The 17,854-nt window shown below is 74.7% G+C and carries 20 protein-coding genes; 6 read left to right on the forward strand and 14 right to left on the reverse strand.

Going from position 1 to position 17,854, the window contains the following annotated elements; genetic code table 11:
- Window position 1 precedes the first annotated feature (1 nt).
- The gene (locus tag ACQEU6_RS11195; RefSeq protein ID WP_499331250.1) at window positions 2-505 is read right to left on the reverse strand and encodes a cysteine dioxygenase; all 504 of its coding nucleotides are present in this window, start codon (window positions 503-505) and stop codon (window positions 2-4) included.
- Between the two features lie 42 nt (window positions 506-547).
- Entirely contained in the window at window positions 548-640 is a 93-nt protein-coding gene (locus ACQEU6_RS11200; RefSeq protein WP_499331252.1) for a putative leader peptide, read from the reverse strand.
- Between the two features lie 162 nt (window positions 641-802).
- Between ACQEU6_RS11200 and ACQEU6_RS11205 the strand changes: the two genes are divergently transcribed.
- Both ACQEU6_RS11205 and ACQEU6_RS11210 read left to right on the forward strand, forming a co-directional pair.
- The gene (locus ACQEU6_RS11205) at window positions 803-2,056 is read left to right on the forward strand and encodes a sensor histidine kinase (RefSeq protein ID WP_499331254.1); all 1,254 of its coding nucleotides are present in this window, start codon (window positions 803-805) and stop codon (window positions 2,054-2,056) included.
- Window positions 2,057-2,314: 258 nt separating this feature from the next.
- Window positions 2,315-2,989 carry a response regulator gene (locus ACQEU6_RS11210; RefSeq protein ID WP_499331256.1) on the forward strand — a complete coding sequence of 225 codons (675 nt, stop codon included), beginning with the start codon at window positions 2,315-2,317 and terminating at the stop codon, window positions 2,987-2,989.
- A 14-nt stretch (window positions 2,990-3,003) separates the two neighbouring features.
- On the opposite strand, the gene ACQEU6_RS11215 is transcribed toward ACQEU6_RS11210, so the two are convergent.
- Together ACQEU6_RS11215 and ACQEU6_RS11220 are read right to left on the reverse strand one after the other, a co-directional pair.
- A complete protein-coding gene (locus ACQEU6_RS11215; protein ID WP_499331257.1) occupies window positions 3,004-3,960 on the reverse strand; it encodes a quinone oxidoreductase family protein in 957 nt (318 codons plus the stop codon).
- 26 nt (window positions 3,961-3,986) lie between these two features.
- Complete coding sequence (locus ACQEU6_RS11220) at window positions 3,987-4,733, reverse strand: SDR family oxidoreductase (protein WP_499331259.1); 747 nt, start codon at window positions 4,731-4,733, stop codon at window positions 3,987-3,989.
- A gap of 46 nt (window positions 4,734-4,779) precedes the next feature.
- Between ACQEU6_RS11220 and ACQEU6_RS11225 the strand changes: the two genes are divergently transcribed.
- The gene (locus ACQEU6_RS11225; RefSeq protein ID WP_499331260.1) at window positions 4,780-6,003 is read left to right on the forward strand and encodes an acyl-CoA dehydrogenase family protein; all 1,224 of its coding nucleotides are present in this window, start codon (window positions 4,780-4,782) and stop codon (window positions 6,001-6,003) included.
- Complete coding sequence (locus ACQEU6_RS11230; RefSeq protein WP_499331261.1) at window positions 6,000-6,665, forward strand: TetR/AcrR family transcriptional regulator; 666 nt, start codon at window positions 6,000-6,002, stop codon at window positions 6,663-6,665. Before ACQEU6_RS11225 ends, ACQEU6_RS11230 begins: the two co-directional genes overlap by 4 nt.
- A 30-nt stretch (window positions 6,666-6,695) precedes the next feature.
- Here ACQEU6_RS11230 and ACQEU6_RS11235 read toward each other — a convergent pair whose 3' ends face one another.
- A complete protein-coding gene (locus ACQEU6_RS11235) occupies window positions 6,696-7,715 on the reverse strand; it encodes an ROK family transcriptional regulator (protein WP_499331262.1) in 1,020 nt (339 codons plus the stop codon).
- Between the two features lie 75 nt (window positions 7,716-7,790).
- On the opposite strand from ACQEU6_RS11235, the gene ACQEU6_RS11240 reads away from it, so the two are divergent.
- Window positions 7,791-8,978 carry an MFS transporter gene (locus ACQEU6_RS11240; protein ID WP_499331264.1) on the forward strand — a complete coding sequence of 396 codons (1,188 nt, stop codon included), beginning with the start codon at window positions 7,791-7,793 and terminating at the stop codon, window positions 8,976-8,978.
- Between the two features lie 89 nt (window positions 8,979-9,067).
- On the opposite strand, the gene ACQEU6_RS11245 is transcribed toward ACQEU6_RS11240, so the two are convergent.
- The 8 genes from ACQEU6_RS11245 to ACQEU6_RS11280 form a co-directional block, all read right to left on the reverse strand.
- Window positions 9,068-9,271, reverse strand: coding sequence for a cold-shock protein (locus ACQEU6_RS11245; RefSeq protein WP_067639228.1), 204 nt, complete (start codon window positions 9,269-9,271; stop codon window positions 9,068-9,070).
- A gap of 193 nt (window positions 9,272-9,464) precedes the next feature.
- Complete coding sequence (gene kynU, locus ACQEU6_RS11250; RefSeq protein ID WP_499331265.1) at window positions 9,465-10,715, reverse strand: kynureninase; 1,251 nt, start codon at window positions 10,713-10,715, stop codon at window positions 9,465-9,467.
- Window positions 10,712-11,758, reverse strand: coding sequence for an amidohydrolase family protein (locus ACQEU6_RS11255; RefSeq protein ID WP_499331266.1), 1,047 nt, complete (start codon window positions 11,756-11,758; stop codon window positions 10,712-10,714). Before ACQEU6_RS11255 ends, kynU begins: the two co-directional genes overlap by 4 nt.
- Complete coding sequence (locus ACQEU6_RS11260) at window positions 11,751-12,323, reverse strand: 3-hydroxyanthranilate 3,4-dioxygenase (RefSeq protein WP_499331268.1); 573 nt, start codon at window positions 12,321-12,323, stop codon at window positions 11,751-11,753. Before ACQEU6_RS11260 ends, ACQEU6_RS11255 begins: the two co-directional genes overlap by 8 nt.
- Window positions 12,320-12,763 (reverse strand): RidA family protein, encoded by a 444-nt coding sequence (locus ACQEU6_RS11265; protein ID WP_499331269.1) that lies wholly within the window; start codon window positions 12,761-12,763, stop codon window positions 12,320-12,322. The genes ACQEU6_RS11260 and ACQEU6_RS11265 overlap by 4 nt, the downstream gene beginning before the upstream one ends.
- The gene (locus tag ACQEU6_RS11270; RefSeq protein WP_499331270.1) at window positions 12,763-13,506 is read right to left on the reverse strand and encodes a 2-keto-4-pentenoate hydratase; all 744 of its coding nucleotides are present in this window, start codon (window positions 13,504-13,506) and stop codon (window positions 12,763-12,765) included. The genes ACQEU6_RS11265 and ACQEU6_RS11270 overlap by 1 nt, the downstream gene beginning before the upstream one ends.
- Window positions 13,506-14,291 (reverse strand): 2-keto-4-pentenoate hydratase, encoded by a 786-nt coding sequence (locus tag ACQEU6_RS11275; RefSeq protein WP_499331271.1) that lies wholly within the window; start codon window positions 14,289-14,291, stop codon window positions 13,506-13,508. The genes ACQEU6_RS11270 and ACQEU6_RS11275 overlap by 1 nt, the downstream gene beginning before the upstream one ends.
- A gap of 11 nt (window positions 14,292-14,302) precedes the next feature.
- Window positions 14,303-15,739: a 2-hydroxymuconic semialdehyde dehydrogenase gene (locus ACQEU6_RS11280; RefSeq protein ID WP_499331273.1), complete on the reverse strand. Its 1,437-nt coding sequence runs from the start codon at window positions 15,737-15,739 to the stop codon at window positions 14,303-14,305.
- A 187-nt stretch (window positions 15,740-15,926) separates the two neighbouring features.
- On the opposite strand from ACQEU6_RS11280, the gene ACQEU6_RS11285 reads away from it, so the two are divergent.
- Window positions 15,927-16,856 carry a LysR substrate-binding domain-containing protein gene (locus ACQEU6_RS11285; RefSeq protein WP_499331274.1) on the forward strand — a complete coding sequence of 310 codons (930 nt, stop codon included), beginning with the start codon at window positions 15,927-15,929 and terminating at the stop codon, window positions 16,854-16,856.
- Here the strand turns inward: ACQEU6_RS11285 and ACQEU6_RS11290 are convergent, their stop codons facing one another.
- Window positions 16,857-17,726, reverse strand: a complete 870-nt coding sequence (locus tag ACQEU6_RS11290; protein ID WP_499331275.1) for an alpha/beta hydrolase — start codon at window positions 17,724-17,726, stop codon at window positions 16,857-16,859. It lies immediately after the preceding gene.
- Window positions 17,727-17,854 lie beyond the last annotated feature (128 nt).

Here is a 17,854-nt window from a genome sequence, read left to right on the forward strand (position 1 = left end):
CTCACCAGTCGGCGGCGGACTCGTCGGCGAGCCGGATCAGGCCGCCGCCGGCGTCCACGTCGTACCGCCGCATCGCGCTGAGCGGCGGCGAGTAGACATGGACGCTCACGGCGGGCGCGTCCGAGGTGTTGCGGACGTCGTGGACGTAGCCCGGCCCGAAGGAGTGGGCCTGCCCGGCGCCGACGCCGCGCGCGGTCCCGATCCGGCGCGCGGCGTTGACGCGCTGCTCCTCCAGGGCGCCGAGGGCGACCGCGAACGCGCCCGCGGAGTCGCCGTGGTCGTGGAAGCCGGTGGACTGGCCGGGGAGCCAGCTGATCAGCCATATCTCGTGGTCGGCGTCCTGGTGGACGCGCTCGTACCAGCGTCCTCGCGGGTCGAGCCGGACCCGGAGCAGCCACTCCCCCGGGTCGGTGGCGAGCCCGCGCGCCCGCTCGGCGAGGCGCCGGGGCGTGAAGGGCGCGCCTTCGGGCGCGGGCACGGTGAGTCCGGTCGTGGTGACGGTCATGCGGTCGCTCTCCTAGCGGTGTGCTGCCATTCCTCGTCGCGCTCAGCGGGACGGGCGGCGACACAGCGCGCTGGCCTGGCGGCGCAGGTCGACGTGCAGGCGCTCATGGCGAAGTCCGGAGATCGGCACGGGCACCAGCGTGGCGCAGATTCCCTATAAAGTCAATCGGAAATAGCCGTTTACCGCCCCTCCGCGGCGAGAGGAGCGCTGCTCAGGGCTGATACCCAGGGGCTGCATCCGATCTCCCTCCCCGGGGTCAGGCCGCCGGGGCGCCGGAAGTCCTAGGCTCGCAGCCAAATGAACGATGAAGACCGCCCCGCGGCCTCGGGCCGCACCCGGCTGGCCGCCGGTGTCCGCGCCGCCCTCGTGCTCGGCCGCGACGAGCCGGCCGTCACCCTGCTGCCCGCCCATCCCGCGCTGCGCATCCCGATCCTGCTCGTCCTGACGCTGCTGGCCCTCGGGTTCACCGCCGGGGCCATCGCCATCTCCGTCACGCAGTACAAGGTCAACGCGCAGCTGGCCTGGCCCCTCGGCGCGCTGCAGGCGATGCCCCTGCTGTTCGCGGCCCGCTGGCCGCTGGCCGCCTGGCGGGTCGCCGCGGCCGGCCTGCTCCTGACGGTCTTCGTCCGGCACGGCGAGGGCTTCATGCCGTGGCCGGTGACGGCGATCCTCGCCCTGATCGTCATCCTGTTCTTCGTCGGCGTCGGCGCCGCCCGGCAGACCACCGTCGGCGTCGGCGCGGTGACCATCGCCGGAGTACTGGTGCCCGCGGTGCTGCTCGGGATGCCCGGCTGGTTCGGCATGATCCTCGCCGGGATCGCGGCGGTCGCGCTGACCTTCGGCGACGCGGTCGGCGGGCGGCACTCGGCGGTGGAGGAGCTGCGGTGGCGCGAGGAGCAGCACCGGCGCGACCTGGCCCGCCAGGCGGTTCTGGAGGAGCGGGCCCGCATCGCCCGCGAGCTGCACGACGTCGTCGCCCACCACATGTCGGTGATCGCGATGCAGGCGGAGGCCGCCCCCTACAAGATCCCCGAACTGCCGGACGCGGCGCGGCAGACGTTCGAGGTCGTCCGGGACGCGGCCCGCGAGGCCCTCACCGAGACGCGCCGGGTCGTCGGGCTGCTGCGTGCCGACGACGAGGGCGCCGAGCGCGCCCCGCAGCCCGGCCTGGAGCGGCTGGACGACCTGGTCGCCGCTTCCCGCCGCTCCGGGCTGTCGGTCGCGAGCGCCGTCGTCGGGATGCCGCGCCCCCTGCACGCCGGCGTCGACCTGTCGGCGTACCGGATCGTGCAGGAGTCGCTGAGCAACGCCGCCCGGTACGCGCCGGGCTCCCGGGTGCACGTCGAGGTGCGGTACGGCGCCGACACGCTGACGGTGTCGGTCACCGACGACGGCGCCCGCAGCACCCCGGAGGAGTCGCACGGCGGCGGCCACGGCCTGGTCGGCATGCGCGAACGCGTCACGATGCTCGACGGCAGGCTCGACGCCGGCCCGCGGGAGGGCGCCGGCTGGTCGGTCGTGGCCGAGCTCCCCTACGGCGATCCGGACTAGTCTGTGTTTCACAGTCCCGGCCCGCTTCGCTCGCCTTGCGGCCCGCTTCGCTCGCCTTGCGGCCCGCTTCGCTCGCCTTGCGGCTCGCTACGCGACCGGAACTGGGCGAACGCGGCATCGCTTCGCGATCCGCCCGGTTCCGCTCGCCTCCGGCTTCGCTCCACCGGGCGGCTCACGCGTTCACGAGCATGGCCGAGGCCACTTCGAAACACGCCCTAACCCGGGGCGAGCCGATCATCCGGCCCGTAGGGTTGTTCCGTGACGATTCGGGTGCTGATCGCCGACGACCAGGTGATGATCCGCGACGGGCTCGCGGCGCTGCTGTCCTCCGACCCGGGGATCGAGGTGATCGGGCAGGCGGGCAACGGCCGCGAGGCCGTGGAGATGGCCCGCCGGCTCGACCCGGACGTGGTCGTCATGGACATCCGGATGCCGGAGATGGACGGCCTGGCCGCCACCGCGGAGCTGGCCGGCTCCCCCGAACCGGACGCGGACCCCGCCGAAGCGCGGCCCAAGGTGCTCATCCTGACCACCTTCGACCTCGACGAGTACGTCTACGAGGCCCTCGGCTCCGGGGCCAGCGGGTTCCTGCTGAAGGACGCCTCGGCCGCGGACCTGGTGAACGGCGTGCGGGTCGTGGCGGCGGGCGACGCGCTACTCGCCCCGTCCATCACCCGCCGGCTGATCGGGGACTTCGCGCGCCGGCGCCGGCACCAGCGGCCGAGCCCGAAGGCGACCGCGGGCCTGACGCCCCGCGAGCTGGACGTGCTGCGCCTCATGGCGCGCGGCCTGTCCAACGCCGAGATCGCCGCCGAACTGGTGCTGGCCGAGCAGACGGTCAAGACGCACGTCGGGCACGTGCTGACCAAGCTCGGGCTGCGCGACCGCACCCAGGCCGTCGTCTACGCCTACGAGAACGGGCTCGTCGGCTAGCGGCGCGCCGCGGCTCAGCGCGACGGGTCGAGGACGAGCTTGCCGGTGGTGCGCCTGGCGCGCAGGTCCTCATGGGCCCGCCGCACCTCGGTGAGCCCGTACTCGCCGCCCGCGACGACGCGGATCCCGCCGTCCGCGGCGAGGGTGAACAGCTCGTCCAGCGCCCGGCGCATCACGTTGCCGGGGAGCTGGAAGACGTGCGCCAGCCACATGCCGGAGATCGTCGTGGAGTGCGACATGAGCGTGGCGGGCCGGACGGGCGAGGGCTCCGTGCGCGACGCCATCCCGTAGAAGGCGAGGCGTCCGAACGGCGCCAGGGCGCGCAGGCTCTGGTCGGTCACCGTCCCGCCGGTCATCTCCAGGACGGTGTCGACGCGCCTGCCCTCGTTGGCGTCGATCAGCGCCCGGGTGAGGTCGGGCACGCCGGCGTCGATCGCGACGTCGGCCCCGAGGTCGAGGGCGAGGCGCCGCTTGCTCTCGGAGGAGGCGGTGGCGATGACCCGCCCGGCGCCCCAGGCCTTGGCGAGCTGCACGGCGATCGTCCCGACCCCGCCCGCGGCGGCGTGCACGACGACGGACTCGCCGGGCTCCAGGTGGACGCTGCGGCGCAGCAGCACCCACGCCGACGCCCCCTGAACGATCATGCCGAGGGCGGTGACGTCGTCGATTCCGTCCGGGACGTCCCAGGCCAGCGCCTCGGGGGCGACGGCCTTCTCCGCGTAACCGCCGGTTCCGACGAGCGCGACGACGCGGCGGCCGCCCGGCGTCGTCCCGACGACCTCGCCGCCCGGCACCATCGGCAGCGTGGACTCCGAGAGGTAGCTGTTCTCGGCCTGGTGGGTGTCGGCGTAGTTGACGCCGGCCCGCGAGACGTCGATGAGCAGGTGGCCCGGCCCGGCGGACGGCTCGGGCAGCTCGGTGGCGGTCAGGACCTCGGGCCCGCCGAACTCGGTGATCTGGATCGCGCGCATGACTCTCCTCGGAAGCTCTCGGATGCTCAGCGGGGCCCGGGGACGCCGCGGAAGCGGAACGGCTCGGACGGGCGGCCCGGCACCACGTACCACGCCTCGCCCGCGCCGTCGGCGTCCAGGATCCGCATGAACGCCTCGACGACGTCCCCCACCTCCAGGATGGGGAAGCCGGTCTCCTGGAGATGCCCCTTCAGCGGGGTCAGGATGTCGGTGTCGGCGAAGGACGGGCACAGCGCGTTCACGCGGACGCCCTCGCCGGCGAACGCGGGGCCGAGGGCGCGGACGAGGCCGACCACGGCCGCCTTGTTGGCGCCGTAGACCGGGTCGAACGGCGTCGCGGTGAGCGCCGCCATGCTCGCGGTGGCGACGATGTCGCCGCCGCCCCGGGCGCGCAGCGCGGGCAGCGCGGCGTGCGCGCCGAACACGACGCCGTCGAGGTTGATCTCCATGGCCCGCCGGTACGCGGCGAGGTCGAAGTCGTCGCCGACGCCCCCGCCGCCCGCGACCCCGGCGTTGAGGAACGCCACGTCCAGGCCCCCGAAGCGGTCGACGGCGACCGCGACCGCGGCCTCGCTGTCGGCGGGGTCGCGAACGTCGCAGCGGACGAACGCGCCGCCCAGCTCCCTCGCGAGCGCGTCCCCGGCCTCCGCGTCGACGTCGGCGAGCACGACCCGCGCGCCCTCGCGGGCGAGGCGGCGCGCCACCGCGGCCCCGATGCCGTTGGACCCGCCCGTGATCAGCGCGACCCTGCCGGTGCCGTCGAAGGGTGCCATGGGGGACTCCTCCCGAAGTAACTGACTCGTCAGTTACTCTAGCGGAATGGACTTCGGTTTGAGCGAGCGGGCCCGGGAGCACCTCGGCCGCCTCCAGGACTTCATGGACTCCCACGTCTACCCGGCCGAGCCGGTCTACGCGGCCCAGCGGGCCGAGCTGCGCGCGGCGGGCCGCGAGCACCACGTCCCCCAGATCGTCGAGGACCTCAAGGCGGAGGCGCGCGAGCGCGGCCTCTGGAACCTGTTCCTTCCCGACTGCGAGGACCCCGCACACGGGCTCTCGGTCACCGACTACGCCTCCCTCGCCGAGGTGACGGGCCGCTCCCCCGCCCTGGCGCCCGAGGCCACCAACTGCGCGGCGCCGGACACGGGCAACATGGAGGTCCTGCACCTGTTCGGCACGCCGGAGCAGAAGGAGCGCTGGCTCGCGCCGCTGCTGAACGGCGAGATCCGCAGCGCGTTCGCGATGACGGAGCCGGACGTGGCGAGCTCGGACGCCACCAACATCTCCACCCGGATCGAGCGCGACGGCGACCACTACGTCGTCAACGGCCGCAAGTGGTGGATCAGCGGCTCCGCCGACCCGCGCTGCAAGATCATGATCGTGATGGGCAAGACGGACCCGGAGGGGCACCCCTACCGGCAGCAGTCGATGGTGCTCGTGCCGCTCGACGCTCCCGGGGTGGAGGTCGTCCGGCCGCTGCCCGTGTTCGGCTACCAGGACCAGCACGGCCACTGCGAGATCACCTTCACCGACGTCCGCGTCCCGGTGGAGAACCTGGTCGGCGAGGAGGGCGGCGGCTTCGCCATCGCGCAGGCCCGCCTCGGCCCCGGCCGCATCCACCACTGCATGCGCGCGATCGGGATGGCCGAGCGGGCGCTGGAGCTGATGTGCGAGCGCGCGGTGTCGCGCGTGGCCTTCGGCGGGCCGCTGGCCAAGCAGGGCGTGGTGCGCCAGCAGATCGCCGAGTCGCGGATGGCGATCGAGCAGGCCCGGCTGCTCACCCTCAAGACCGCCTGGCTGATCGACCGGCAGGGCGTCCAGGCCGCCCGGTCCGAGGTGGCGGCGATCAAGGTGATCGCCCCGCGCGTGGCGCTGGACGTGGTCGACCGCGCGATCCAGGTGCACGGCGGCGCCGGCGTCAGCGACGACACCCCGCTCGCCGCGATGTGGGCGGGGCTGCGCACGCTGCGCCTCGCGGACGGCCCGGACGAGGTCCACGTGCGGAGCGTGGCCCGCGCCGAGCTCGGCAGGTACCTCGGCACATGACCGGCGGCACGGGGGAGGCGGCGCCGGGCGCGCGGCGGCGCATGCCGCACGCCCGGCGGCGCGAGCAGCTGCTCCGGGCGGCGCTCGCGGAGTTCGGCCGGCGCGGGTACCACCTGACCCAGATGGAGCACGTGGCGGCGGGGGCACAGGTGTCCAAGGCGCTGCTGTACCAGCACTTCACCTCCAAGGAGGAGCTGTTCGCCGAGATCACCGAGGCGATCGTGGCCGAGCTCACCGGGCGGCTGAACCACGCCGTGCTCGCCGCGCACGGCTCGGCGGACGGCATCCGGGCCATGATCCGGGTGCTGTTCGACTACGCCACCGAGGAGCCGGACGCGTGGGCCCTCGTGGTCCGGCATCTCGACAAGCCCGAGGTGGGCCTGGAGCTGCGGGAGCTGCGCGACCGGCTCGGCACCGCGTTCGCCGACCTGCTGCTGCGCCGCCGCCGCGCCGACCCGGCGCTGTCGCCGGCGGCGCTCGCGGTGAACGAGCGGCGGACCCGGCTGCTCGTGCCGCTGATGTACGGGTCGATGCTGTCGATGGTGTCGTGGTGGCTGGAGCATCCCGACACGCCGCGCGAGCGGGCCGAGCAGATGGCCGTGGAGTTCATCTGGCTCGGTCTGGACCGGCTCCGGTCGGGCGAGCGCCTGCCGAAGGAGTGAGCCGCCCGAGGCCGGTCGGCCTCCGGCCGCTCAGCCGAAGACGTCGTCGCGGACCAGGTCGAGGGCGGTCAGCACCGCGCCGCGCAGCACGGCGTCGCCCTCGACGAGGCTCGGCCGCACCTCGGTGGCGGCCGGGCTGAGCAGGCCCAGGTGCGCGGCGACCAGGCCCGCGAGCCGGTCGCCGCCCGCGCGGCCGAGCGCACCGCCGAGCACGACGAGCCCGGGGTCCAGCACGGCGACGAGCACGAACACGGCCTCGGCGATGCGCCCGGCGATCGTCTCGTCGCGCAGGCCCGCGACGGCCGGCCCGTCGAGCAGGGCGCAGAAGTCCGTGCCGCCGACCTTCAGCAGGCCCACCTCGCCCGCGCCGCCGGACGCGCCGCGCCGCAGCCGGCCGTCCAGGACGAGCGCCCCGCCGACGCCGTCGTCCAGCCAGAGCAGCGCGAAGTCGTCGCGGCCCGCCGCCGCGCCCTCCCGGTGCTCGGCGACGGCGCCGAGGTTGACCTCGTTCTCCACCAGGACCGGGACGCCCAGCCGGTCGCGCAGGGCCGCGCCGAGGTCGGGCCGGCCGCCGGGGACGCCGCTGTCGGTCGCGCGCCCGGTGCGCGGGTCGATCAGCCCGGGGGTGCCGAGCACCACCGTGTGCAGGGCGCGTCCGCCCGCCGCCTCGGTCACCGCGCCGGCGACGAGGGCGCACAGGTCGGGGGACGGGGGCAGCGGCCGCGACGCCGATCCCGCCGGGCTCCCCGCGATGTCGGCGACGCTGACGTGCACGGCGTCGCGGCGCAGGTCCACCCCGGCGACGTGGGCGCGGTCCGCGACCAGCCCGTAGAGGCGGGCGTTCGGGCCCCGCCGGTCGGCGCCGGTCTCGCCCGCCACCTCGATCAGCCCGCCGGCCCGCAGCCGCTCGATCAGGTCGGACACCGTCGGCCGCGACAGCCCGGTCAGCGTCCGCAGCTGCGGCGCGGTCAGCGGACCCCGCCTCAGCAGCAGGTCGAGGGCCAGCCGGTCGTTGATCGCGCGGGCCATCGTCGGGTCGGCGGTCTTCACGGCCCCATCGTAGTAGGCAGGGAACCTGCGTGATCCGCTTTTCATCAGGAAGGCTGCCTGTTAGTTTCTTGGATCATGAACTCCCCCCACCGCGCCATCGCGGTCGTGTTCGCCTTGCACGGCGCCGTCGCCGGCACCCTCGCCACCCGCATCCCCTGGATCCAGGACCGGCTCGACCTGTCCCCCACCGTGCTCGGCGCGGCGCTGCTCTGCCCGTCCATCGGCGCGTTCGCCGGCATGCCGACCGCGAGCCGCATCGCGCACCGGATCGGCGAGCGCCGGGCCACCCGCCTGCTGATCGCGGCCTGGTGCGCCGCGGGCGCGCTGCCCGCGCTCGCCCCCGCCCCCGCCTTCCTGTTCGCGGCGATGCTGCTGTTCGGGGCCACCGCCGGCATGTCCGACGTGGTGATGAACGCGCACGCGGTGTCGGTGGAGCGGCACCTGGGGCGGCCGGTCATGTCGGGGCTGCACGGTCTGTGGTGCGTCGGCAGCCTCGTCGCGGGCGGCACCGGGATCCTGGCCGCGCACGCGGACGTCGACGCCCGGCTGCACCTCGGTCTGGTCGCGGTCGTGCTGCTGGCGGTGGGCGTGCCGGCGGGCCGCGGGCTGCTGCACGCCCGGCCGTCCCCCGGGACCCCGGCGCCGCGCCGCTTCGCGCTGCCGACCCGCGCCGTCCTCGCCATCGGCGTCGTCGGCTTCTGCGCCACGTTCGCCGAGGGCGCCAGCGCCGACTGGACGGCCGTCTACCTGACCGAGGTGGCGGACGCGGGCCCCGGACTGGCCGCCGCCGCGTACACGGTCTTCATGTCGTGCATGGCGGGCACCCGGCTTCTCGGCGACCGGCTGGTGCGGCGGCTCGGCCCGGCCCGGGTGGTCCGGTGCGGCGGCGTGGTGGCGGTCCTCGGCGGCGCGCTGGTGGTCGCGTCACGGGCGCCCTGGCCGGCCATCGCCGGGTTCGCCCTGCTCGGCGTCGGCGTGGCGACGGTCGTGCCGCTGGTGTTCGCGGCGGCGGGCGCCGCCGGCGCCACCCCGGGCGAGGGCGTGGCGGGCGTCGCGACGATCACCTACCTGTCCGGGCTGACCGCGCCCGCCATCACCGGCTGGACGGCCGGGGCGCTGTCCTACCCGGCGGCGTTCGCGGTCATCACGTGCGTGGTCGCGGTGATGACCGTGACGGCCGGGGCCCTGAACCCGCGCGACGGCGGCGCGGCCGGGCGGCCCGCGGCCGAGCCCGCCGGCCGGGCCGAGAAGGCCGTGCCCTAGGGACGTCCCGGCGGGCACGCGTCCGGCGGGCATGCGAAAGGCCGGGAACGCGCGAGCGTCCCCGGCCTCAGCTGAGATCCGGCAGGACCTTAGAGCGGGTAGACGCCCTCGGCCTGCGGGCCCTTCTGGCCCTGAGTGATCTCGAACCCGACGCGCTGGTTCTCGTCGAGGCTGCGGTAGCCGTTGGTGGTGATCGCCGAGTAGTGGACGAACACGTCGGGGCCGCCGCCGTCGGGCGCGATGAACCCGAAGCCCTTCTCAGCGTTGAACCACTTCACGGTGCCTTCGGCCATGGTCTTTCCCTTCCGGGTAAAACGTCTCCGGCCCGCCGGTCGACGGGGCCGGGCTGCAAGCGGACTCACTCACGCCCGCCGGTCACCCGGAGAAAACGCTTCGAGACTGCTTGGCGCCGGCCGGCCGGGCCGACGCCATCGTGCAACGCAGACGAACTTACCCGATGCCGGGCGGGCCCATGCACCGACACACCTAAAGAAGATCTGCCAGGGCGGCGGCGGCCCGGTGGCAGTCGTGGAACGTGCAGTACAGCGGGACGGGCGCCAGCCGGACGACATCCGGATCCCGTGCGTCGGCGATGACGCCGTGCTCCCCGGCGAGCCGCCGGACGAGCCCGCCGGCGTCCGGCGCCCGCACCGACAGCTGCGCGCCGCGCGCCGCCGGGTCGGACGGCGTGACGACCTCGGCGCCGATCCCCGCGAGCCGGTCCGCCAGATAGCCGGTGAGGCGCTCGCTCCTGCCGCGCAGCGCCTCCATCCCCACCCGGTCGAAGATCTCCAGGGAGGCCAGCACCGGGGCGAGCGCCATGATCGGCGGGTTGGAGAGCTGCCAGGCGTCGGCGGAGGCGGGCGGCGCGATGTCGGGGTCCATCCGGAACCGGACGGCGGGGTCGGTGCCCCACCAGCCCGCGAGCTTCGGCACGGAGGCGTCCCGGACGTGCCGCTCGTGGACGAAGCACCCCGCGACGGCGCCAGGACCGCCGTTGAGGTACTTGTAGGTGCACCAGGCGGCGAAGTCCACGTCCCAGTCGTGCAGCCGCAGAGGGACGTTCCCGGCGGCGTGGGCGAGGTCCCAGCCGACGACCGCGCCGGCGGCCCGGCCCGCCTTGGTGATCGCCGCCATGTCCATGAGCTGGCCGGTCAGGTAGTTGACCCCGCCCAGCAGGACCAGCGCGACCGTCGCGCCCTCGCGGTCGAGGAACGCGACGACGTCCTCGGTGCGCAGGGCGTCCTCGCCGTCGCGGGGCCTGAGCCGCACGACCGTCCCGGCGGGGTCGAGCCCGTGGTGCTCGGCCTGGCTCGCCACCGCGTAGGAGTCGGACGGGAACGCCGCGTCCTCGATGACGATGCGGGTGCGCGTCCCGGCGGGGCGGTAGAAGCTCGCCATCATCAGGTGCAGGTTCACCGTCAGCGAGTTCATCGCGACCACCTCGTGCGGCAGCGCGCCCACGAGGCGGGCCGCGGGCCCGCGGAGCAGCTCGTGGTAGTCCACCCAGGGGCGGCGCCCCTGCGTGTGGGCCTCGACGGCGAGCCGCGCCCAGTCGTCCAGCTCCTCGCGGATCCGCCCCGCCGCGCTCCTCGGCTGGAGCCCGAGGGAGTTGCCCGCGAAGTAGGCGGCCTCCGGGTGGGGCCCGCCGGGCGCGGGCGGGATGAGGAACTCCCCGCGCAGCGCGGGCAGCGGATCGGTCTCGTCGAGGCGCCGCGCCTCGTCCTCCAGGGTCACTGCGCCATTCCTTCGGTGGTCACCAGGTCGTGGGCGGGCGCGAAGAACGCCTCCGCGTTGCCGCCGAGCAGCCGGGCGCGCTCGGCGTCGTCCAGGCCGGGGCACGCCCTGATCGTCGCGCCCGGGTCCTTCTCGCCGAGCGGGAACGGGTAGTCGGTGCCGAGCATGACGCGCTCGGGGCCCATCACGTCCACGAGCAGCCGGAGCGCGCGGGGGTCGAACACGGCCGAGTCGACGTGGAACCGGCCGACGTACTCCGACGGCGGGCGCGGCGAGTCGGCGCGCACGATGTCGCGCCGGTGCCAGGCGTTGTCGGCCCGCCCGAGCAGGAACGCGAAGCTCCCGCCGCCGTGGCAGAAGCACAGGCGCAGGGACTCCGGGAGCCGCTCGAACGCGCCCGACAGCATCAGCCCGAGGATGCTCAGCTGCGTCTCGGCCGGCATGCCCGACAGCCACGGCAGCATGTGGCCGCGCATCCGGTCGGCGCCGAGCATGTCCCACGGGTGCGCAAGGACCGGCAGGTCGAGTTCCGCGCAGTAGGCGAGGAAGTCCGTGATCCCCTCGTCGTCGAGGTTGCGGTCGCCGACGTGGTTGCCGATGTGGACGCCGCGGTGCCCCGCGGCGGCCGCCCGCTTGGCGACCTCGCGGGCGAGGTCCGGATCCTGGAGCGGCACCTGGCAGAGCGGCAGGAGCCGGTCGGGGGCGTCCGAGCAGAACGCCAGGACGCGTTCGTTCACGAGGTCGCACCAGTCGGCGGCGCGGGACGGCTCGGCCGCGTACCCGAACATCAGCGGCGTGGACGAGACGGCCTGCCGGCCGACGCCGGCCGCGTCCATGTCGGCCACGCGGCGCGCGGCGTCCCAGAGCGCCTCCCCGACGGGCCGGTACTCGGCGTCGCCGCACATCATCATGCCGGCGCCGCCCCCGTCGACGCGCAGCCACGGCTGCCCCTCGTCGGCGAGCATCCGCCCCTCGTCGCGGCCGATCTCCGGGAAGACGTGCGTGTGGACGTCGAAGACCGCCGCCGAGGCCCCGTCAGGCACGGGGAGCCGTCGTCGGGGTCATGGACCGCGGCCACTGCCGGCCCGGGTGCACCGCGCCGCAGTTCGGGCACTTCCGGTCGCCGCCGTAGAAGCCCTCGAACGCGGGCGGCAGGTCGTCCACGATCGAGCGGACCTGGAGCTCGGCGCGGTGGACGAGGTGGTGGCACTCGGTGCAGTACCACTCGAACGCCTCCGTGAGGCCCTCGGGGCGGGGGATCTCCACGACGAGGCCGATCGACCCGGGCTCGGGCCGCTGCGGGGAGTGCCGGACGTGCGGCGGCAGCAGGAAGACGTCGCCCTCGTTGATCTGCAGGTCGGTGGGCGGGCGGCCCTCCTCCTCCATGACGCGCAGCACCATGTTGCCCTTGAGCTGGTAGAAGAACTCCTCGGTCGGGTCGTCGTGGAAGTCGGTGCGCTGGTTGGGGCCGCCGACCACCATGATGATCAGCCCGGCGTCGTCGAAGACCTGCACGTTGCCGACGGGCGGCTTCAGCAGGTCCCGGTGCTCCTCGATCCAGGCGTCGAAGTTGAACGGCCGTCCGAACGACGGCTGGGGCAGGGTCATGCTCCGCCCTCCTTTCCGGTCAGCGTCGCCTGCGGTAGGTGCGCGACGCACGAGATCTCGACGAGCAGGTGCGGGTGCGGGAGCTGGTGGACGGCGACGGTCGTGCGGGCGGGCCCGGTCTCGTCGAAGTACTCCCCGTAGACCTCGTTGTAGCCGCCGAAGTCGTTCATGCTCACCAGGTAGGCGGTGACGCTGACGAGGTCGGACAGGCCGCCGCCGACCGCCTCCAGCAGGTCGCGGATGTTCTCGATGACGGCGCGGGTCTGCTCCCGGACGTCGAGGTCGGTGACGCCCATCGCGTCGGCGCTCGCCCCGGCGAACGTCCCGTCCGGGCGGCGCGAGCTCGTCCCGGACACGAACACCAGGTCGCCGGCCCGCCGCAGGTGCGGGAACCGGCCGCGCGGCCGGGCCTTGCCCTCGACGAGGATCGCGTCGTCCATCAGGTCGTCACCTCCACCGCGCCGAGGCCCGCGCCGACGACGCGGACGTGGGCGTCCTTCGGCAGCGGGACCGCGGCCGTCGCGGCGCCCGCGAGGACGATCCAGCCCGGCTCCAGCGTCATCCCCGCGCCGAGCGCGAGCCGGGCCGCCGCCCGCAGCGACCGCGCCGGGTCCCCGAGGATCGCGGCGGACGAGCCCGTCTGCACCGGGCGCCCGTCGATCTCCAGCAGCAGCCCGGCGTTCGACAGGTCGCGGGGCGCGTGCCAGGCGCCGACGCCGAACCGGGCCGCCGAGGCGTTGTCGGCGATGACGTCCGGGAGCGTGAACGCGAAGTCCTCGTAGCGGGAGTCGAGCACCTCGAACCCGACGGCGACGCCGGCCACGGCCGACTCGACCTCGGCCGCGGAGCGGACCTCCCGCCCGATCAGGTAGGCGATCTCGGGCTCGATCCGCGGGTGGACGAGCCGGGACACGTCCACCGACGGCCCGGCCGCCATGCCGTCGGTCAGCAGGCCCCAGATGACGTCGTCCACGCCCATCTGGACCATCTTCGCCCGGCTGGTGAACCCCATCTTCACCCCGGCGAGCCGCTCGCCCCTGCGGCGCCGCCGCTCGATCCCGGCGCGCTGCACCGCGTACGCCGTCGCGACGTCCAGCGGCCCCCGGCCGGTCAGCTTGGGGATCGCCCGGACGTCCCGGGCGGCCTCGTCGAGCGCCGCCGCGAGCGCGTGCACGTCCGCCATCAGGACTCCTCCTTGCCGAAGGCGACGCGGACGTCGCCGAGCCCGTCGATGCGGGCCTCGAACACGTCGCCCGGCCCGGCCGGGACCACCGGCCCGAGCGCGCCGGTCAGGACGGTGTCGCCGGCGCGCAGCGGTCGGCCGACGCGGACGAGGGTGTCGGCGAGCCAGAGCGCGGCGTTCAGGGGGTGCCCGAGGCAGGCGGCGCCGTTGCCGGTCGAGACCTGCTCGCCGCGCCGCTCCATGACCATCCCGCACAGGCGCAGGTCGACGTCGGCGAGCGGGACGGGGCGGTTGCCCAGCGCGTACATGCCGGAGGAGGCGTTGTCGGCGACGGTGTCGGCGAGCGTGATGTCCCAGTCGCGGACGCGACTGCCGACCACCTCGATGGCGGGCAGCGCGAACGCCGTCGCGCGGATCACGTCGGCGGCGGTGTGCCGCTCGTGGGTCAGGTCGCGCTCCAGCACGAGGGCGACCTCCGCCTCGGCGCGCGGCTGCAGCACGGCGCCGGCGGGGATCTCCTCCCCGTCCGGGACGGCCATGTCGGCGAACAGCATCCCGAAGTCGGGGCTGTCCACCCCGATCTGCGCCTGGACGGCGCGCGACGTCAGGCCGATCTTGCGGCCGGCGAGGCGGCGCCCCTCCCCCAGCCAGCGGTCGGTCAGCCGGTCCTGGACGGCGTAGGCGTCCTCCGCCGTGCTGATCAGGTCGCGGACGGGCGCGCACGGCGCGCCGGCGGCGTGGGCGCCGAGCAGCCGCTCGGCGGCGGCCTCGATGTTCGTGGTCACTGGGCTCGCTCTCAGATCTGGACGCAGACGTTGACGGGTTCGGAGAAGAAGTCCAGGGAGTACTCTCCCCCCTCCCTGCCGATCCCGGACGCCTTCACGCCGCCGAACGGGGTGCGCAGGTCGCGCAGGTTCCAGCAGTTCACCCAGACGATCCCGGTCTCGACGCGCGGCGCGACCCGGTGCGCGCGCGACAGGTCCCGCGTCCACACCGTGGCGGCGAGCCCGTAGGGGCTGTCGTTGGCGAGCGCGAGGGCCTCGTCCTCGGTGTCGAACGGCGCGACGTGGCAGACCGGCCCGAAGATCTCCTCCCGCACGGCCCGGGCGGTCTCGGGGAGACCGGTGAGGACGGTCGGCTCGACGTGGAAGCCGCCGTCGCGCGCGTCCCCGAACCGCGGGGCGCCGCCGCCGGCGACGACCGCGGCGCCCTCCTCGCGGGCGAGCCGGAGGTACGACAGGACCTTGTCGCGGTGCCCTGCCGAGATCATCGGCCCGTAGCCCTCCAGCGCGCGGGCCCGTGCGCCGAGCCTCGCCGCGAACTCCTCGAAGACGGGGCGCTCCACGTAGACGCGCTCGGTGCACAGGCAGATCTGCCCGGAGTGGGTGAAGGAGGAGCGGACCGTCCCGTCGACGGCGGCGTCCAGGTCGGCGTCGGCGAAGACGAGCGCGGGGTTCTTGCCGCCCAGCTCGAACGAGACGGGGGTGACGTGGTCGGCGGCGTTGCGCATGATCGCGGCGCCGGTGGCCGACTCGCCGGTGAACGCGATCGCGTCCACCCCGGGGTGCCCGGTGAGGAACTCCCCGGCAGCGCCGGGCCCGTGCCCGTGCACCAGGTTGAACACGCCGTCGGGAAGGCCCGCGTCGTCGATCACCCGGGCGAGCAGCGTCGCGGTGGAGGGCGTCTCCTCCGACGGCTTGGCCACCACGGCGTTCCCGCAGGCGAGCGCGGGCGCGATCTTCCAGGTCGACAGCAGCAGCGGCAGGTTCCACGGCGAGACGACCGCCACCACCCCGAGCGGCCGGCGGACCGTGTAGTTGAGCGCCTCGCCCGTCCCGGAGCTCCACCCCGGGACCCGCGTGGTGTACGCCCGCTCCGGTCGCCCGTACAGCAGGTCGGCGTAGGCGCGGAAGTTGCCGACGGCGCGCGGCACGTCGACGGTCTCGGCGAACGCGCGGGGCCGGCCGGTGTCGGCCACCTCGGCGTCCACGAACTCGCCGAACCGGGCCTGGACGCCGTCGGCGACGCGCCGCAGCGCCGCGGCGCGCTCCTCGGCGGCCATCGCGCCCCAGGGGCCTTTCAGCGCGGACCGGGCCGCGGCCACGGCGTCGTCGACGACCTCCCGCGTGGCCTCGGGCACGGCTCCGAGCTCGGCGCCGTCCGCCGGCGAGACGAGGGGGAAGGCCGGACCGTCCGAACGGAACACCCCGCCGACGTAGTGCTCAGCCTTCATGCGCTTCCCTCCCGCGTGGCTCGACATCCCGATACTCCGCCCGCGAAGCTATGCCTGGCAAATACCAAATCCCCCGGCGGCTATGACGGAACGGCTATGGCCCGGCCCCGGTCTCGGCCCGGCGGCCATACCCGAACGGTGACCCCGAACCCCGCCGGATATGACTGAACTGTGATACCAAGTCGGTATGCGCCCCATCGACCTGCTCAACGGACGGCTGAAGCTGCGGCACCTGGTGCTCGTCGTCGCCGTCGCCGACCAGGGCAGCGTCCTGCGGGCGGCCGAGCATCTGCGCCTCGCGCAGCCCGCGGTGACGCGAAGCCTGCGCGAGGTGGAGGGCCTCCTCGGCGTCGAGCTGTTCAGCCGCGGCCCGCGCGGCATGACCCCGACGATGTTCGGCGACGCGTTCGTCGAGCACGCCCGCGCCGTCCTGGCCGAGCTCCGCCGCGCCGGCGAGCGCATCAGCGGCCTGGCCGACGGCGAGGTCGGCACGGTCACGATCGGCACCCTGCTCGCCGGCTCCAGCGTCCTGCTCCCCCGCGCGATCGCGGCGCTGAAGCGGGACCGGCCCGGCGTCACCGTGATCGTCCAGGAGGCCACCTTCGACGCGCAGGTCCCCCGCCTGCTGGACGGCGAGATCGACCTGATCCTCGGCCGCCTCAACCCGATCGGGGACCTGCGCGGCCTGCGCCAGATCACCCTCTACGGCGAGCCCGTCCGCCTCGTCGCCCGCCGCGGCCATCCCGCGCGCTCCGTGCCGGGCCTCGGCCTGGCCGACCTGCTCGCCTACCCCTGGGTGCTGCCCCTGGAGCAGACGGCGCTGCGGTCGGAGCTGGAGCAGGTCTTCCGCGCCGCCGGCCTGGACCCGCCCGGCAACCTCGTCGAGTGCACGTCGGTGCTGACCGTCCGCACCCTCGTCCGCGACACCGACATGATCGCCGCTCTTCCGGAGCTGGTCGCGCGGACCGACGCCGACATCGCGCCGCTTCCGGTGCCGCTGGAGACCGTCCGCCGCCAGGTGGGCGTCACGCTGCCCGCGCACCGCGCCCCGACCCCGTCCGCCCGGCTGATGCTGGACCACCTGCGCGCCGCGGCGGCCGAGATCACCGCCGGCTGATCACACCGCGCGGACCAGGTCGACGAGCGCCCGGCCGGTCGCGGAGTCCGGATCCGCCAGGTCGAGGACCACGTCGAAGTGGTCGCGGTCCGGCACGATCATGAGGTCCCCGGCGTCCCAGTGCGGATGGAACGTCCGGGACTGCGCGAGGAAGCCGTCCCCGTCGTCCTCCGCGACCACGAGGACGGCCGGGCAGCGGTAGGGCGCCGGCAGCAGCGCCGGGCTGAGCGCCGCGGCCCGCGCCAGGTCCAGCCGCACGGCCTCGTTGACGTAGACGCGGGTGATCGGGCGGATGTCGAACAGCCCGCTGAACGGCATCGCTGCCTTGACGACGTCGGCCGGCAGCCCGAGCGGCTCCTGCCAGCCGCCGACCATCGTCATCCCGGTCAGGTGCCCGCCCGCCGAGCTGCCCCCCACCACGATCCGCTCGGGGTCGAGGCCGTGCTCGCGGCCGTGCCGGTACACCCAGGCCACGGCCGCTCTCGCCTGCCGGACGATCTCCTCCAGCGTCGCCTCCGGCGCCAGCGTGTAGTCGGGCACCACGGTCGCGACGCCCTGCCCGTGCAGCATCCGCGCCATGAACGACGACACGTCCCGCGACAGCGCCATCCAGTAGCCGCCGTGCAGGAAGACGAACACCGGCCGCAGGCCCTCGCCGGTGCCCCAGACGTCGAGCCGCTCCCCGCTCGCCTCGTCGTAGACGATCCCCGGACGACCCGGCAGCCCCTCGACGGCCGCCTCCGACATGGCCCGGTACCGGGCCATGTGCCGGTCGAACAGCTCGGGCCCGGCCTTCCTGCGCACGTTGTAGGCGACGTCCAGTTCCTCGTCGCTCAGTCCGGCGCCCGGCCAGTCGTCCAGATCGTCCACGAACGCACCTCCTCTTCCGGGGCAAGCCTCGCGCCCGCCCGGGACACGATCAAATACCCTTCCCGGCTCGCGGTATCACGCCCTCGCCATACCCCGGCCGGCGGCCCCGCCGCGCCGGCCGGGAAGCG

Origin of the sequence: Spirillospora sp. CA-108201 (genome assembly GCF_050936235.1) — a bacterium.
In the GTDB taxonomy this organism is placed as follows: domain Bacteria; phylum Actinomycetota; class Actinomycetes; order Streptosporangiales; family Streptosporangiaceae; genus Spirillospora.

Bases quoted from the DNA above. Each gene is read 5' to 3' on its own strand.
- ACQEU6_RS11195 (WP_499331250.1), bottom strand. From the start codon at position 505: ATGACCGTCACCACGACCGGACTCACCGTGCCCGCGCCCGAAGGCGCG.
- ACQEU6_RS11205 (WP_499331254.1), top strand. From the start codon at position 803: ATGAACGATGAAGACCGCCCCGCGGCCTCGGGCCGCACCCGGCTGGCC.
- ACQEU6_RS11215 (WP_499331257.1), bottom strand. From the start codon at position 3,960: ATGCGCGCGATCCAGATCACCGAGTTCGGCGGGCCCGAGGTCCTGACC.
- ACQEU6_RS11220 (WP_499331259.1), bottom strand. From the start codon at position 4,733: ATGGCACCCTTCGACGGCACCGGCAGGGTCGCGCTGATCACGGGCGGG.
- ACQEU6_RS11225 (WP_499331260.1), top strand. From the start codon at position 4,780: ATGGACTTCGGTTTGAGCGAGCGGGCCCGGGAGCACCTCGGCCGCCTC.
- ACQEU6_RS11230 (WP_499331261.1), top strand. From the start codon at position 6,000: ATGACCGGCGGCACGGGGGAGGCGGCGCCGGGCGCGCGGCGGCGCATG.
- ACQEU6_RS11240 (WP_499331264.1), top strand. From the start codon at position 7,791: ATGAACTCCCCCCACCGCGCCATCGCGGTCGTGTTCGCCTTGCACGGC.
- ACQEU6_RS11245 (WP_067639228.1), bottom strand. From the start codon at position 9,271: ATGGCCGAAGGCACCGTGAAGTGGTTCAACGCTGAGAAGGGCTTCGGG.
- ACQEU6_RS11260 (WP_499331268.1), bottom strand. From the start codon at position 12,323: ATGACCCTGCCCCAGCCGTCGTTCGGACGGCCGTTCAACTTCGACGCC.
- ACQEU6_RS11265 (WP_499331269.1), bottom strand. From the start codon at position 12,763: ATGGACGACGCGATCCTCGTCGAGGGCAAGGCCCGGCCGCGCGGCCGG.
- ACQEU6_RS11270 (WP_499331270.1), bottom strand. From the start codon at position 13,506: ATGGCGGACGTGCACGCGCTCGCGGCGGCGCTCGACGAGGCCGCCCGG.
- ACQEU6_RS11280 (WP_499331273.1), bottom strand. From the start codon at position 15,739: ATGAAGGCTGAGCACTACGTCGGCGGGGTGTTCCGTTCGGACGGTCCG.
- ACQEU6_RS11285 (WP_499331274.1), top strand. From the start codon at position 15,927: ATGCGCCCCATCGACCTGCTCAACGGACGGCTGAAGCTGCGGCACCTG.